General features: G+C 43.3%; 10 protein-coding genes, 13 tRNA genes, 2 rRNA genes and 1 other RNA gene. 4 read left to right on the top strand and 22 right to left on the bottom strand.

The features are described from left to right. Positions 1–6 precede the first annotated feature (6 nt). From V514_RS0100435 to tnpA, 4 genes are all read right to left on the bottom strand, one after another. A complete protein-coding gene (locus V514_RS0100435; protein WP_029497683.1) occupies positions 7–684 on the bottom strand; it encodes an N-acetyltransferase in 678 nt (225 codons plus the stop codon). Position 685: 1 nt separating this feature from the next. Beyond that, complete coding sequence (locus tag V514_RS0100430) at positions 686–1,801, bottom strand: mandelate racemase/muconate lactonizing enzyme family protein (protein WP_029497682.1); 1,116 nt, start codon at positions 1,799–1,801, stop codon at positions 686–688. A gap of 151 nt (positions 1,802–1,952) precedes the next feature. Then, positions 1,953–3,098, bottom strand: coding sequence for an IS200/IS605 family element RNA-guided endonuclease TnpB (gene tnpB, locus V514_RS0100425; protein WP_029497681.1), 1,146 nt, complete (start codon positions 3,096–3,098; stop codon positions 1,953–1,955). A 15-nt stretch (positions 3,099–3,113) separates the two neighbouring features. After that, positions 3,114–3,518 (bottom strand): IS200/IS605 family transposase, encoded by a 405-nt coding sequence (gene tnpA, locus V514_RS0100420; RefSeq protein ID WP_029497680.1) that lies wholly within the window; start codon positions 3,516–3,518, stop codon positions 3,114–3,116. A gap of 199 nt (positions 3,519–3,717) precedes the next feature. On the opposite strand from tnpA, the gene V514_RS0100415 reads away from it, so the two are divergent. After that, positions 3,718–4,950, top strand: coding sequence for a hypothetical protein (locus V514_RS0100415; RefSeq protein ID WP_029497679.1), 1,233 nt, complete (start codon positions 3,718–3,720; stop codon positions 4,948–4,950). A gap of 32 nt (positions 4,951–4,982) precedes the next feature. Here V514_RS0100415 and V514_RS0100410 read toward each other — a convergent pair whose 3' ends face one another. Next, positions 4,983–6,095 carry an amidohydrolase gene (locus V514_RS0100410; RefSeq protein ID WP_029497678.1) on the bottom strand — a complete coding sequence of 371 codons (1,113 nt, stop codon included), beginning with the start codon at positions 6,093–6,095 and terminating at the stop codon, positions 4,983–4,985. A gap of 101 nt (positions 6,096–6,196) precedes the next feature. Further along, entirely contained in the window at positions 6,197–6,583 is a 387-nt protein-coding gene (locus V514_RS0100405; protein ID WP_029497677.1) for a helix-turn-helix domain-containing protein, read from the bottom strand. Positions 6,584–6,828: 245 nt separating this feature from the next. Between V514_RS0100405 and pbp4 the strand changes: the two genes are divergently transcribed. Next, positions 6,829–8,832: a penicillin-binding protein PBP4(5) gene (pbp4, locus tag V514_RS0100400; RefSeq protein ID WP_029497676.1), complete on the top strand. Its 2,004-nt coding sequence runs from the start codon at positions 6,829–6,831 to the stop codon at positions 8,830–8,832. Positions 8,833–8,870: 38 nt separating this feature from the next. On the opposite strand, the gene V514_RS0100395 is transcribed toward pbp4, so the two are convergent. After that, positions 8,871–9,308, bottom strand: coding sequence for a hypothetical protein (locus tag V514_RS0100395; protein ID WP_029497675.1), 438 nt, complete (start codon positions 9,306–9,308; stop codon positions 8,871–8,873). A 124-nt stretch (positions 9,309–9,432) separates the two neighbouring features. Between V514_RS0100395 and V514_RS0100390 the strand changes: the two genes are divergently transcribed. Further along, complete coding sequence (locus V514_RS0100390; RefSeq protein WP_029497674.1) at positions 9,433–10,062, top strand: YfbR-like 5'-deoxynucleotidase; 630 nt, start codon at positions 9,433–9,435, stop codon at positions 10,060–10,062. Between the two features lie 84 nt (positions 10,063–10,146). Continuing rightward, a non-coding RNA gene (gene ssrS / locus V514_RS19895) (6S RNA) lies at positions 10,147–10,338 on the top strand. 524 nt (positions 10,339–10,862) lie between these two features. Here the strand turns inward: ssrS and V514_RS0100385 are convergent. From V514_RS0100385 to V514_RS0100315, 15 genes are all read right to left on the bottom strand, one after another. Then, a tRNA-Lys gene (locus V514_RS0100385) sits at positions 10,863–10,935 on the bottom strand. Between the two features lies 1 nt (position 10,936). Further along, positions 10,937–11,012 (bottom strand) — tRNA-Thr (locus tag V514_RS0100380). Between the two features lie 9 nt (positions 11,013–11,021). Next, positions 11,022–11,093 (bottom strand) — tRNA-Glu (locus tag V514_RS0100375). Positions 11,094–11,116: 23 nt separating this feature from the next. Then, positions 11,117–11,207: transfer RNA gene (locus V514_RS0100370), tRNA-Ser, on the bottom strand. Between the two features lie 3 nt (positions 11,208–11,210). Continuing rightward, positions 11,211–11,287: transfer RNA gene (locus V514_RS0100365), tRNA-Asn, on the bottom strand. Positions 11,288–11,307: 20 nt separating this feature from the next. After that, a tRNA-Asp gene (locus V514_RS0100360) sits at positions 11,308–11,384 on the bottom strand. Positions 11,385–11,386: 2 nt separating this feature from the next. Continuing rightward, positions 11,387–11,463, bottom strand: a tRNA-Met gene (locus tag V514_RS0100355). Positions 11,464–11,489: 26 nt separating this feature from the next. Beyond that, positions 11,490–11,582, bottom strand: a tRNA-Ser gene (locus V514_RS0100350). A gap of 18 nt (positions 11,583–11,600) precedes the next feature. Continuing rightward, positions 11,601–11,676 (bottom strand) — tRNA-Ala (locus V514_RS0100345). A gap of 3 nt (positions 11,677–11,679) precedes the next feature. Next, positions 11,680–11,754, bottom strand: a tRNA-Gly gene (locus tag V514_RS0100340). Between the two features lie 16 nt (positions 11,755–11,770). Beyond that, positions 11,771–11,846: transfer RNA gene (locus V514_RS0100335), tRNA-His, on the bottom strand. 11 nt (positions 11,847–11,857) lie between these two features. Further along, a tRNA-Trp gene (locus tag V514_RS0100330) sits at positions 11,858–11,931 on the bottom strand. Positions 11,932–11,936: 5 nt separating this feature from the next. Then, positions 11,937–12,012 (bottom strand) — tRNA-Val (locus V514_RS0100325). A gap of 12 nt (positions 12,013–12,024) precedes the next feature. After that, positions 12,025–12,140, bottom strand: a 5S ribosomal RNA gene (gene rrf, locus V514_RS0100320). 55 nt (positions 12,141–12,195) lie between these two features. Next, positions 12,196–15,124: ribosomal RNA gene (locus V514_RS0100315) — 23S ribosomal RNA — on the bottom strand. Positions 15,125–15,256: the final 132 nt, after the last annotated feature.

Raw genomic sequence — 15,256 nt, 5'->3', positions numbered from 1 at the left:
TATTCACTACTTTTTGTAAACAATCGCAAAATCGTCACCATTTTTGATTAATTGTACACCGACATAACCTTGCTGCAGCAGAGTTTGTTGCGCCGCCGTATCATTCATGCTTACTTGCTGTTCTTCATGATAAGCTGGTGCTGCATTTTTTAAATCTTTAAAGAAAATATAGCGTAATTTGCCGCCATATTTTAATTTTAAGCCTTTCACAATTAGCCCTTGTGAAAATTTATCTTTTAAACTTGGAATATTGTACGGTTTTACGGTCGCGCACACATAGTCATAGCGCGCCATATCAGCCGCTGCCATAATCACTTGTGCCATTAACTTTTGTAGCCCATTGCCGCGCCAGTCCGGTGAGACATTTGAAATTTCTTGATAAAAAACGCGTGATAAATTTTCGCGTGCTACACCACAATCAACGCCTAAATGCTCCGGGTCATCCTGTGGGTCTAACAAGGCACGAAACGCAATTAACTGCTCGCGTGCATACACACCAATCAACAGCCCATTGCCGCCTAAAATATTCGTAAACTCATCTGTTGATAATGGTTGTAACGTATTTTTGTCTGGCAACGCCTCATACACTTGTTGCTGCAGTGCTTCTAGTTCTGCTAACTGCTTAAGCGTTAACTGCTCGATAACGATTGGCGTATCTCCTAGCAGTCCTTCATAAAGTGGCATATTAGCCCTCCTTGACAACATCTTTAAATTTGCAAAGCTCTTCTAAAATTGCTTCATCGACATTTACACCTAAGCCTGGTTGCTCATTTAATTCGATAAATGGCACGTCATAATGCAAATCGCCGATATCTTTTGAGAATTTTAACGGTCCTGTTAATTCGACGCTTGTCATAATTTTTTTCGAGAACGCTACATGGAAACCTGCTGCTGAACCAACAGATGATTCAACCATTGAGCCAACTTGGCATTCAATACCAGCCATTTCAGCCATGACTGCTAATTTCATCGCCGGGTAAATCCCACCGCATTTCATTAATTTAATGTTCACTTTATCAGCCGCGCGCTTCGCGATAATTTCACGCATTTCTTTCACACCATGCAAGCCTTCATCAATCATTAACGCCACGTCTGCTTTTGATTTAATATCAACCATCGCATCAATGTCGTCTGCTTTAACCGGTTGCTCTAACCAATCGATATCTAAATCGCGCATCGCACGTAAACCGCGCAGTGTTGTTGCTGCATTGACCCAGCCTTGATTGACATCAACGCGAATCGCGATATCCGCACCGACACGTTCACGCACCGCTTTAATGCGCTCGACATCGTTCATGACTTCCGTGCCGACTTTCATTTTGAATGAACGGTAGCCCATTTCGACATGTTCAGCCGCTTCATTGGCCATTTTTTCTGGTGTGCCAATACTCAATACATGTGTAATTGGGAACTTTTTATGGTAACGTCCTCCAATTAATTGATATACTGGTACTTGCAGTGCCTTACCAGCAATATCGAAGCAAGCAATATCAATTGCAGCTTTTGCGGCTGGTACGTCACGAATGACTTTATTCATTACTTCATGAATTTTTTCAAATTCCATTGGATTCTGACCAATAACTGCAGGCGCTAATTGATGTTTTAACACCGCATATGTGCTTTCCCAAGATTCGCCTGTTACGTGATCGTCAGGCACCGATTCACCATAGCCGACAATGCCTGTATCGGTCGTCATTTTGACGATGATTGATGGCATTGTATCATAGCGGTCATAGGAGATGATAAAAGGTTCGATTAATGGTAAGTGAATTGCGTAAATTTCAATTTGTGTAATTTTCATGTTAGATACTCCTGTTATGTTAATTGAACTACCCCCACTTAGCCGTTCTTTGAACGTGCTTGAAGTGGGGGATTCCTACGAACAGTGCTTGCTTGTTTCCACTTGTTCGAAACAGCGGCTTCACTTTTTTAGTAGGCTATCCCCGTAGTTCCTACGGTTTGGTTGCTTCGAAAAGGCGTAATCCTTCTGCTAAGATGTTGCGACTTGCATTGACATCCCGGTCGAGGGTTGTGTGGCAAGCTGGACATACCCACTCGCGAATAGCTAATGTTTTTTTGCCATCACGGTGCCCACATACATGGCATAGCTGGCTTGATGGGAAGAAGCGATTGATTTTCATGACTGCTCGACCATACCATTTCGCTTTATATTTCAGCTTTTGGACGAATGAGGACCAGGATACGTCACTAATCGCTTTCGCTAGTTTATGATTTTTCAACATGCCTTTGATATTTAAGTCCTCTAGACAGATGACGTCATACTGGCGGACTAATTCCGTTGATAGTTTGTTTAAAAAATCTTCCCGCTGAAACGCCACACGCTCACGTAAACGCGCGACTTTTCGGCGTTGTTTTTGGTAGTTCATACATTCACGCAAGTCACGTTTATCTTTTTTCGCTTGTTCGTAGCGACGCGATAGTTTACGTTGTTCCCGTTTGAGTTTCTGTTCCATCTTTGTCGTAAAGCGTTGGTTATCGACTTTACGCCCATTAGAAAATATGGCGAAATCCGTAATACCTAAATCAATACCAACAGCTTGTTTTGTTTGAGGTAACGTCTTAAAATCCGGTATTTCACATAAGACAGATACGTAAAACGTGCCGCTTGCATTGTATTTAATGGTTACGCGCAGTATACGACCTTCGATGTCACGCGACTTCGCAAATTTCATCAGTCCTAATTTTGGTAATTTGATTGTATTGCCGATAATCGCAATACAGTTATGGCTGTTCTTCGTTGTATAGCTTTGAACAAGGTTCTTTTTACTTTTGAAACGAGGATACTTATTTTGTCCTTTGAAAAAACGTTTAAAAGCATCCATTAAATTTTCATAAGAGGCTTGTAACGCCACACTATCTACATTGCGTAACCATGCCGTATCATCTTGTTTTTTCATCTTTGTGAGCATTTTAGACATGATGGAACGATTTAACCCTTTGCCTTCTTCCTTATAAGAAGTATTCCAACGTTCAAGGAAATGGTTGTAAACAAACCGGCAATGACCATGCGTTTGATGAATGAGTGCTTGTTGGTCTTTAGTGGGGTAGATACGGAATTTGTAGGCTTTATGTGGCATGACAATCACCTCTTTCTACTTATTATTCTGTCCTTGAGACTGAATGTATTTTTTAATCGTTTCTATTAATGTACCACCAGTTGTTACAAGACAGTAACTTTTAGACCAACACATTCCTTTCCATAATTGCTGTTTGATTTCTGGAAAATCTCGTTTTATTAATCGTGAGCTTGCGGATTTATACGCATTGATGAATTTTGAAAGTTCCGTATTAGGGTGTGCTTTAAATAAAATGTGAACATGGTCTTTATCATGGTGCCATTCGATTAAAGATATGTTGTAGTTGCTTCCTATTCTTTCAAAAATATCTTTTGCGTAATTTGATTTCTCATCATTAAATACTTTTTTTCGGTATTTGACGACTAAAACTAAGTGGTAATTCAATGAGAACACTGAATGATTATTGCTATCTAAAACCATTGTTGTATCAGCCTTTCTTTTTTATAACACTGATTATACAATCAAGCTGATTTACAGTCAAAACTTAATGCCTTGTAGCATTCACCACCCACCTACTCGCTACGCTCCTTGAGGTGGGCGTCCTCTGCTACATTTAAGATAGATGTCGTTAAATAGTCGTTAAATAGCCACACAATCTCACTGAAAAGGAACGATGACTATGCCTACGAAAGTAGCTGTTATTAGTTCTCGTGCATTTAAGGAACGGTTAACTAAGCTCGGCCGTCACGTAATGGACGTTGAACTCGACTTTTATATTTATGAACACCCCGCACAAACACCGACGCTTTTAAAAAGTGTCAAGCCATGCGATGTGCTCTTTATTACGGGCACGTTGCCGTATCTTTATAGTAAACCAATGTTAGAAAATTGGCCAATCCCTTGGACCTATTTAAAGCAAGACGAATTTGCGGTTTCAAACACCTTACTCGCGATGTCTGCTAATCATCGCATCCCGGTTCACCGCCTCTCAATCGACGTCATGGACAAGCTGTTTGTTGAAAACGTTTTGCGCGATATCGAATATAAAGGCGACGAACCGTTTATTCATGAAATTAATACCGATACAGATGATGCCGCATTATTCGCTTTACACCAGCGTTTATGGCAGCAACAACAAATCGACTTTGTCATTACGAGTAGCCACAATACATATGAAAAACTACAGCAAGCGTCGATTCCTTCGATGTACATTTTAGATTCTTCAACCTCGATTTTACGACGTTTAGAAGAAACGAAGGCGCTCTCTCGCATGACGAAATCAGAGTCCGCAAAAGTCGTCGTTGGTATGCTAGACATACCGCCTGAGTACATGGATTTTGCCAACACGGTAGCAGCGACTGTCCACGGTATTCAACAACCTTTTGACAATGAGCGCGTCGAAATTTATACGACGATGGGGCATTTAAAACACGCACTCGATCATCAAAAATTAACAGCATTAATTGACCAAGCACCATTTGATATTAAGATGGCTTTTGGTTACGGTCAATCAATTAATGAAGCCGAACAAAATGCACTTTATGCGATTCAATATACCGCGCCAAATACGATTTGCATTATTGATGAGCGAAAAAACTTAATCAATCCAGCAAGTCAACAACATGAGAACTTAAAGCTCCAAATTAAAGACCCGTATATTATGCAACTTGCGAAAGAAACGCAGCTGAGCCCATTAAACATTTCAAAAATCATCGCCTTTAGTAAAGGACGCCAAACAACGCAATTTACAGCACATGATTTATCGGAATATTTACAAGTTACACGTCGCACAACCGAGCGTATTTTGAAAAAGCTCGTCGATAACAATTACGTCCGCGTTGTCGGCGAAGAAATGGGTTATCAACAAGGTCGCCCGCGCACGGTCTATATGCTCGATTTCGCTATTTATTAAAAGAGGTTAGGCTATTGCCCTACCCTCTTTTTTTAACGTAAAATTTTTGCCGGAATCGCTGTTTTTAACGTTTCTGCCAACACTTTTGACGCAATCGCTAATGAATCGTAATTAAATGTCATATACGGATGATGTAAGCCTGGCGCTAAATCGGCCCCAATGCCAATCATCGTCGCTTTTAACGCTGGATTTTTGACCGTATAAAAATGGAAGTCATCACTACCCGGTGTAAAAATAGGCGGCGCTAACGCATCGCTCCCACACACCGTCGTAATCGCACGTTCAGCAATCGCTGCCGCTTCGTCCGATACAGCAGCACCCGGTGTATAATCAACCCACTCCCACGCGAGGTCAATATCAAATTGCAAACGGATTGCGGCAAGGCCACGCTCAATATGGTCATGCATCGCATCAAGTGTCGCATTGTCCTGTGCACGCACATCCATTGAAAAGCTTGCGGCCCCTGGAATAATATTGACGCTACCACCATCTGCAACGATCTTTGTTAATTTCGCAGAATGTGGTGTAAACGGTGACACATGAAGAGACTGCAGCATTTGTTGAATCGCCATAATAACATCAATGGCATTTTTTCCTTGATGTGGTCGCGCTCCGTGTGCATCGACACCTTGAATCGTCCCTGTTAAGAAATACGCAGCGCCGTGATGCATCGCTGGCGTTATTTTACCAAATGGGATTTCATCAATTGGACGTAAATGCACGCCAAATAAATGCGATACACCGTCTACAGCACCGCGCTCAAACGCTGCGACAGCTCCGTTGCCCATCTCTTCTGCTGGTTGGAAAATAAAGCGCACGCGATGCTCTAGCGGCTCATTTTTCAGGCGTAATAGCGCACCAAGTACCATCGCCATATTTGCATCGTGCCCACATGAATGATTCGCCTGCCACTCGCCGTTAACTTCTTGCCACAGCGCATCAATATCTGCGCGTACAGCAACGCACTCTTCACCGTCACCAATTTCAGCAACTAAACCGGTCACATCACCAAACAAACGATATGTGACGCCAAGCTCATCTAAAATACTCGCTAGTTTTTTCGTCGTTTCAACTTCTTTCCAGCTAATTTCTGCGTGTGTATGAAAATGATTAAACCACTGTAAAATCTGTTGTTCGATTGTCATAAAAATTCTCCTTCTTTCGAAAACTCAATTCCTACTATACATCGAACGAAAAAAAAAGAAAACGGCAATGCACTATAGCACATCCGTTTTCTAATCAACTATTAGGCACGTAAAATCTCAATCTCCTCTGCTGTTTGTCCTTTTTGCTTTACTTCAGCTAATACGTATAATTCCATTAAATCTTGCTTTGGTAAATGCTGTAGTAATTCGTTTAAGTCTCGCAGCAAAGAATTACGACTTTTTGTCACCTCGGATAATAATGGTACGCCGTCATCAATCGTTTGATTCAATAATAATTCATCCGTTGAAATTGCTAGCGCTTGGCTTAGCTTCACAATCCATTTTGCAGAAGGCACACTTTCGCCAACCTCCCAGCTTTTAATACGACTTGCCGATGTACCAATTTGCTTTGCGAGCGATAGCATCGAGTGATTGCTCGTCTCGCGTAATGATTTTAATTGCTCGCCAAACTGTTTTGCGTTAAACATTATTGCTCCTCCCTTCTCGTTTCTCTACACGTTTATATAGAAGAAACTGTATAGCCCTAGTCATATCATTCGACATTTGGATACTATTTCCTTTATTTTAAAACAAAATAGCAGTTTAAAGTAGAATTTTTTAATTTTTTTTAGCTATTTCTTTCATTTATTTAGCTAATAGGATATTAGACACAAAATAACGAATGATTTTTATGTATAAATGGCTGATAATAAGAGATAAGGAGGGCATTTCGATGAATAAACGTATGTTAGCAAAAAGTCTCACCGGCATCGCCATCGTCCTTGCTGTAGTGTTAATCATTACATTGATGTTCAATAACAACGAAACTACAGCGCGACAAGATGCTGCAGACGCATGGAAAACACTCTTAGAAAAACAACAGTTTGAAGACATTCCAAATGTCGTAACGAAATCATCGATTACAGACAATGATTTCACCGAGCAAAGCATTGTAGAAAAATATACGACGATTTTCAATGGGATTGGCGCTAAAAACGTCAACGTTTCAAATATGAAAATCGAAGAACTTAAAAAAGATCGCTATACACTCACTTATACGATGACGCTTGAAACAGCACTTGGGAAAATAGAATCGTTGAAATATAGCGCACCACTCGTTGAAAAGGGTGATGCCTATGCGATTAAATGGAATCCAACATTGATTTTCCCGCATATGCAAAGTACCGATAAAATTTCGTATACGATAGAACGCGCAAATCGCGGAAATATCGTTGACCGCGATGATCAACCACTCGCAACAACGGCACCGTTTTATCAAATGGGCATTTTACCAAGTGACCTCGGCAACGGTAAAACACGCGACAAAAACATCAAGGCGATTGCAAAAACATTTGATGTTAGCGTCGACACGTTAGAAAAAAAATTGGCACAGTCTTGGGTAAAAGACGATTTATTCGTACCAATTAAAATTGTTGATATGAAAGAAGCGAAAGAATTACCTGGTGTCAAATACAGCTCAAAAGATATGCGCTACTACCCGCTTGGCGAAGCAGCAGCGCACTTAATCGGCTATACAGGTATGGTGACCGATGAAGATTTAAAAAACAACAAATCACTAAATGCCGATGATATCATTGGCAAAAGCGGCCTCGAAAAAACATTTGATAAGCAACTTCGCGGTGTCGATGGCGGCCAAATTGCAGTCGTTACATCAGGCGGTCGCGTACGCGATGTTTTACTAAAAGCAGAGCGTACAGACGGTCAGACGATTTACTTAACCATTGATTCAAGCACACAAAAAGCAGCTTACAAAGCGCTTGAAGATTCGACAGGTTCGTCGGTTGTTATCAATCCGAAAAATGGCGATTTAAATGCGTTAGTCAGCAAGCCATCTTATGATCCAAATAAAATGGTACGCGGTATTTCTCAAGAAGATTATGCAAAATATGCCGATGATGAAAATATGCCGTTTTTAAGCCGCTTCGCGCAGCGCTATGCACCTGGCTCGACATTAAAAACGGTGACAGCCGCTGTTGGCCTCGATAATGGCACCACAACGGAAAATAAGACGCATACGATTAAAGGCTTGAAATGGCAAGAAAGTTCGCAATGGGGCTCTTACTATGTCACACGTCTACATGATAATGTCACAAATGTGGAATACAAGAGCGCACTCATTTATTCAGACAATATTTTCTTCGCTAAAGAAGGCCTCGCAATGGGTGAGAAAAAATTACGTGATGGCTTTAATAAATTTGCTTTTGGGAAAGATTTTGACTTGCCAATCGCAATGAAACCGGCGCAAATTTCAAACGATAAAGAATTCAACTCAGATATTTTATTAGCAGATACCGCATATGGACAAGGGCAAGTGCTTATGTCGCCAATTCAGCAAGCTGTCTCTTACACAGCCTTTGCAAATGATGGCAACATGACATATCCTCGCCTCATCAAAGATCAAAAAGTGAAAACGACACCAGCTGTTACTGAAAAATCGGCCCATAAAGTACGTGCGGCGATGCAACAAGTCGTGAAACATAAAGGCGGTACTGGTAATACGCTGAAAGATTTACCATACAACTTAGCTGCCAAAACTGGTACAGCCGAATTAAAGCAAAAACAAGGTGTCTATGACGGCACAGAAAATAGCTTTGTCTTTGTATTTAATGCCGATAAAGAAGATTATTTATTATTAACGATTGTCGAAAACCATAAGAAAACTGGACGTTCAGCAATCGAATTATCGAAATCACTTATCCCGGTGTTAGAGCATTAAAAAAACAGGAATCGCTTACAAGCGGTTCCTGTTTTTCATTACCAAAACATCGGCTTTGTCACCATAAGCCACAGCATCACACATAATAACGCGACATAAATCCACACAGCTTGACGTAACTTTCGGACGAATTGTCGCTGATTAAATTGTGCGGTGCCAAATGTACGAAGCGTTGGCTTGAATGCACGCGCTAAATAAATGACCGAGCTCACTAATAACACAATCGTTATGAAAATCCATGGCGTCGTCCATCGATAACCGCCTACAAACACTGCTAAAATCCCGAAACCTACTAAAAAATGCCCTGCATGTTTCACGACTTGAATCGCCAAGCTAAACGCCTCAACATGACCTTTTAAGACAGCCATATTTTGCTCGCATTGCATACGCTTCAACAATGGAAATAAGACGAAAAATGGACCGATCGACAAAATAGCGCCAATGACATGGAAATAGACAATTAAATTGTAAAACATTCTGTTCCTCCAACATTATAAACGTGGTGTTAAGCTTTTCTAAATCCTATGTAAGCCGCCGTTTTATTTTATGAAAATAGGGTATACTTCTATTACAGACAGAGATCGAAGGGAGAGAAGTTGTATGGGAATCCACAAATTTTTTATGAGCTTAAATGACTTAGAAAGAATCATTCGTTGCCCTGGACGCTTTAAATTCGAGGAGCACAACGTTGCCGCCCACTCTTGGAAAGTATCTCAATATGCGCTCATTTTTGCAACAATCGAAGAAAAAAATGGCGCAACCATTGATTGGAAATCATTATATGAAAAAACTATTAACCATGACTATGGTGAAGTGTTCATCGGTGATATTAAAACACCCGTCAAACACTCATCTCCGGAGTTAAAAGAAATGATTGCCCATGTCGAGGATAAAATGATTGAGGACTTCATTACACGCGAAATACCCGATGACTTTAAAGCCGTCTTTAAAGACCGTTTAAAAGAAGGTAAAGATGCAACGATTGAAGGCCAACTACTCGAATTTGCGGATAAGCTAGATCAATTCTACGAGTCATTCGCAGAACTAAAACGCGGTAACAATGACCCTGAATTTATTAATATGTATCAACAAGCACTAAAACGAATTTTAAAAATTGACCTTCAACCGAGCGTTGCTTATTTCCGAGATGTCATTTTAAATGATGTACTCAATGAAGATACAACAATCGATATTACGAAGTTAACACATGAAGTGATCAAAGAAGCGTAGCAAAAAGCTACATTCTTTTTTTTTACACTTTTTTAAGTAAAGCATCTATGTTGCACAAAAAGCGTTGTTGCAGTATAGTATTAATACAAGCTGCGTTGTACGTAATAATATTAAGTTTTAACCTTTGATCTGTAATAGGGAGTTTAAGATAGAGAGCGGACTGGTATGCTTAGCGGAATCGTTAAGACGAACATGAAACTCTTTGCAAACACCCACTTTGAGGAGTGGTGGTTTAAAACTTTCAATGTAATGACTTACGGCAAAAGCGGCTTCTTACATTAAACTTACGAGGCATGCTACACAATTGTGTAGCATGCCCTTTTTTTATGTACCAATTGAAAAAGAGGCTGGGACATACGTGTAACAACACCATCTCAGATGAGCATAAAAAAACCCGGAATCGCGCGGTGGCGCGGTTCTGGGTTTTTGTCGCGAACGCTAAAAAAGGAAAAGGGAATGTTTTGTCCCAGCCTCTGTATCATGACGTTAATTAACAAATGGCCAGGTAGCCTCTAAACATATGAACATAGAAGATTTAAAGGAATGAGGCTATTTCTACCTTACTATTGCCTAACACCGCCTTAAGCGTTCACATTCAGCGTGTCCAGAGCCATTGCGCCGAGTTAGCACTCATTTGCGTACCAAGTATAAATATTCGCTACACCGCAGCCGAATGACGCTATGATATATTTATATGCATCTACCTTAAAATGGCATGGCATCTGTCAGCCCACTGTTGCTTCTAAGATGAACGATTTAAACGCACAAAAAAAGCGAATGCAATTTGCACTCGCTTAATATGAGTCATGCAGGATTCGAACCAGCGACCCTCTGATTAAAAGTCAGATGCTCTACCAACTGAGCTAATGACTCATGGTGCCGGCGAAAGGAGTCGAACCCTCGACCTACTGATTACAAGTCAGTTGCTCTACCAACTGAGCTACACCGGCATATGAAAATGACCCCTACGGGATTCGAACCCGTGTTACCGCCGTGAAAGGGCGGTGTCTTAACCGCTTGACCAAGGGGCCGTCTATCAAAAAACATAAAAAAATGGTGGAGTAGAGAGGATTTGAACCTCCGCGCCGGTTACCCGACCTACACCCTTAGCAGGGGCGCCTCTTCAGCCTCTTGAGTACTACTCCATATGGCTCCGTTGGCAGGACTCGAACCTGCGACCCTCTGATTAACAGTCAGATGCTGCTACCAACTGAGCTACAACGGAATAACCAATATATTAAAAAATGGCGGTCCGGACGGGACTCGAACCCGCGACCTCCTGCGTGACAGGCAGGCATTCTAACCAGCTGAACTACCGGACCATTGGTTGCGGGGACAGGATTTGAACCTGCGACCTTCGGGTTATGAGCCCGACGAGCTACCGAACTGCTCCACCCCGCGATAATGAATATTAAATTAAAAATAAATGGAGGAGGTAGAGGGATTCGAACCCCCGCGCGGTTTGACCCGCCTGTTGGTTTTCAAGACCAATCCCTTCAGCCGGACTTGGGTATACCTCCAACATAAAAATATTAAAATGGTGGAGCCTAGCGGGATCGAACCGCTGACCTCCTGCGTGCAAGGCAGGCGCTCTCCCAGCTGAGCTAAGGCCCCATATGGAGCGGAAGACGAGGTTCGAACTCGCGACCCCCACCTTGGCAAGGTGATGTTCTACCACTGAACTACTTCCGCATAAAAAATATAAAAATGGGGCGACTGATGGGGATCGAACCCACGAATGCCGGAACCACAATCCGGTGTGTTAACCACTTCACCACAATCGCCATAATATAATTGGCAGGGGCAGTAGGAATCGAACCCACACCAAAGGTTTTGGAGACCTCTATTCTACCGTTGAACTATGCCCCTGTAAATGGTGGAGGATGACGGGATCGAACCGCCGACCCCCTGCTTGTAAGGCAGGTGCTCTCCCAGCTGAGCTAATCCTCCAATATTATAATAGCCTAGCAATGTCCTACTCTCGCAGGGGGAAACCCCCAACTACCATCGGCGCTAAAGAGCTTAACTACTGTGTTCGGCATGGGAACAGGTGTGACCTCTTTGCCATCATCACTAGACTATAGAAAGAATTGTTCTTTCAAAACTGGATAAAATTGTGACATGAAAGTATATTTGGTTAAGTCCTCGACCTATTAGTATTCGTCAACTCCGTATGTCGCCATACTTCCATCTCGAACCTATCTACCTGATCGTCTTTCAGGGGTCTTACTTACTTGCGTAATGGGAAATCTCATCTTGAGGGGGGCTTCATGCTTAGATGCTTTCAGCACTTATCCCGTCCACACATAGCTACCCAGCGATGCCTTTGGCAAGACAACTGGTACACCAGCGGTGTGTCCATCCCGGTCCTCTCGTACTAAGGACAGCTCCTCTCAAATTTCCTACGCCCACGACGGATAGGGACCGAACTGTCTCACGACGTTCTGAACCCAGCTCGCGTACCGCTTTAATGGGCGAACAGCCCAACCCTTGGGACCGACTACAGCCCCAGGATGCGATGAGCCGACATCGAGGTGCCAAACCTCCCCGTCGATGTGGACTCTTGGGGGAGATAAGCCTGTTATCCCCAGGGTAGCTTTTATCCGTTGAGCGATGGCCCTTCCATGCGGAACCACCGGATCACTAAGCCCGTCTTTCGACCCTGCTCGACTTGTAGGTCTCGCAGTCAAGCTCCCTTGTGCCTTTACACTCTGCGAATGATTTCCAACCATTCTGAGGGAACCTTTGGGCGCCTCCGTTACCTTTTAGGAGGCGACCGCCCCAGTCAAACTGTCTGCCTGACACTGTCTCCCACCCCGATAAGGGGTGCGGGTTAGAAGTTCAATACATTTAGGGTAGTATCCCAACAACGCCTCCACCGAAACTGGCGTTCCGGTCTCTCAGGCTCCTACCTATCCTGTACAAAATGTATCAAAATTCAATATCAAGCTACAGTAAAGCTCCATGGGGTCTTTCCGTCCTGTCGCGGGTAACCTGCATCTTCACAGGTACTATAATTTCACCGAGTCTCTCGTTGAGACAGTGCCCAAATCGTTACGCCTTTCGTGCGGGTCGGAACTTACCCGACAAGGAATTTCGCTACCTTAGGACCGTTATAGTTACGGCCGCCGTTTACTGGGGCTTCAATTCTCAGCTTCGCTTGCGCTAACCAATCCTCTTAACCTTCCAGCACCGGGCAGGCGTCAGCCCCTATACATCACCTTACGGTTTAGCAGAGACCTGTGTTTTTGATAAACAGTCGCTTGGGCCTATTCACTGCGGCTCTCTCGGGCTTGCACCCTACCAGAGCACCCCTTATCCCTAAGTTACGGGGTCATTTTGCCGAGTTCCTTAACGAGAGTTCTCTCGCTCACCTTAGGATTCTCTCCTCGACTACCTGTGTCGGTTTGCGGTACGGGCACCTCTCACCTCGCTAGAGGCTTTTCTTGGCAGTGTGAAATCAGGAACTTCGCTCTAAGAGCTTCGCTATCACAGCTCAATGTTAAAGAGTGCGGATTTGCCTACACTCACACCTCACTGCTTAGACGCGCATAACCAACAGCGCGCTTACCCTATCCTACTGCGTCCCCCCATTACTCAAATGGTGAGGAGGTGGTACAGGAATATCAACCTGTTATCCATCGCCTACGCCTATCGGCCTCGGCTTAGGTCCCGACTAACCCTGAGCGGACGAGCCTTCCTCAGGAAACCTTAGTCATTCGGTGGATGGGATTCTCACCCATCTTTCGCTACTCATACCGGCATTCTCACTTCTAAGCGCTCCACCAGTCCTTACGATCTGACTTCACAGCGATTAGAACGCTCTCCTACCACGGACATCTGAGATGTCCATCCACAGCTTCGGTGAATCGTTTAGCCCCGATACATTTTCGGCGCAGCGTCACTCGACCAGTGAGCTATTACGCACTCTTTAAATGATGGCTGCTTCTGAGCCAACATCCTGGTTGTCTAAGCAACGTCACATCCTTTTCCACTTAACGATTACTTGGGGACCTTAGCTGGTGGTCTGGGCTGTTTCCCTTTTGACTACGGATCTTATCACTCGCAGTCTGACTCCCGCGTATAAATCATTGGCATTCGGAGTTTGTCTGAATTCGGTAATCCGGGATGGACCCCTAGTCCAAACAGTGCTCTACCTCCAAGATTCTTAGCCGCGAGGCTAGCCCTAAAGCTATTTCGGAGAGAACCAGCTATTTCCAGGTTCGATTGGAATTTCTCCGCTACCCACACCTCATCCCCGCACTTTTCAACGTACGTGGGTTCGGGCCTCCAGTAAGTGTTACCTTACCTTCACCCTGGACATGGGTAGATCACCTGGTTTCGGGTCTACAACCACATACTCATTCGCCCTATTCAGACTCGCTTTCGCTACGGCTCCGCCTTATCAGCTTAACCTTGCATGGGATCGTAACTCGCCGGTTCATTCTACAAAAGGCACGCTATCACCCATTAACGGGCTCTAACTACTTGTAGGCACATGGTTTCAGGATCTCTTTCACTCCCCTTCCGGGGTGCTTTTCACCTTTCCCTCACGGTACTGGTTCACTATCGGTCACTAGAGAGTATTTAGCCTTGGGAGATGGTCCTCCCAGATTCCGACGGAATTTCACGTGTTCCGCCGTACTCAGGATCCACTCTGGAGGGAATGAACTTTCAACTACAGGACTGTTACCTTCTTTGGTGGGCCTTTCCATGCCGCTTCGCTTAACTCATTCCTTTGTAACTCCGTATAGAGTGTCCTACAACCCCAAGGAGCAAGCTCCTTGGTTTGGGCTCTTCCCGTTTCGCTCGCCGCTACTAAGGGAATCGAATTTTCTTTCTCTTCCTTCAGGTACTTAGATGTTTCAGTTCCCTGAGTCTGCCATCATCACGCTATGAATTCACGTGTAGATACTGTCCTATTAAAAACAGTGGGTTCCCCCATTCGGAAATCTCCGGATCAAAGCTCACTTACAGCTCCCCGAAGCATATCGGTGTTAGTGCCGTCCTTCATCGGCTTCTAGTGCCAAGGCATCCGCCATGCGCCCTTAATAACTTAACCTATATAAGTTATTAAGCCTAAAAATTAAAACTTAATAATAAAAAATCTATAATAGAAATTTGTTTGTTACTTTCAATGTCGTTTTATCCAGTTTTCAAAGAACAAGTTTTAGAAGATTCATAAACCTTCAAA

This window comes from Kurthia huakuii LAM0618 (assembly GCF_000505545.1).
Lineage (GTDB): Bacteria > Bacillota > Bacilli > Bacillales_A > Planococcaceae > Kurthia > Kurthia huakuii.
This window is presented reverse-complemented; position numbering and strand designations above follow the sequence as displayed.

Bases quoted from the DNA above. Each gene is read 5' to 3' on its own strand.
- V514_RS0100435 (WP_029497683.1), bottom strand. From the start codon at position 684: ATGCCACTTTATGAAGGACTGCTAGGAGATACGCCAATCGTTATCGAG.
- V514_RS0100430 (WP_029497682.1), bottom strand. From the start codon at position 1,801: ATGAAAATTACACAAATTGAAATTTACGCAATTCACTTACCATTAATC.
- tnpB (WP_029497681.1), bottom strand. From the start codon at position 3,098: ATGCCACATAAAGCCTACAAATTCCGTATCTACCCCACTAAAGACCAA.
- tnpA (WP_029497680.1), bottom strand. From the start codon at position 3,518: ATGGTTTTAGATAGCAATAATCATTCAGTGTTCTCATTGAATTACCAC.
- V514_RS0100415 (WP_029497679.1), top strand. From the start codon at position 3,718: ATGCCTACGAAAGTAGCTGTTATTAGTTCTCGTGCATTTAAGGAACGG.
- V514_RS0100410 (WP_029497678.1), bottom strand. From the start codon at position 6,095: ATGACAATCGAACAACAGATTTTACAGTGGTTTAATCATTTTCATACA.
- V514_RS0100405 (WP_029497677.1), bottom strand. From the start codon at position 6,583: ATGTTTAACGCAAAACAGTTTGGCGAGCAATTAAAATCATTACGCGAG.
- pbp4 (WP_029497676.1), top strand. From the start codon at position 6,829: ATGAATAAACGTATGTTAGCAAAAAGTCTCACCGGCATCGCCATCGTC.
- V514_RS0100395 (WP_029497675.1), bottom strand. From the start codon at position 9,308: ATGTTTTACAATTTAATTGTCTATTTCCATGTCATTGGCGCTATTTTG.
- V514_RS0100390 (WP_029497674.1), top strand. From the start codon at position 9,433: ATGGGAATCCACAAATTTTTTATGAGCTTAAATGACTTAGAAAGAATC.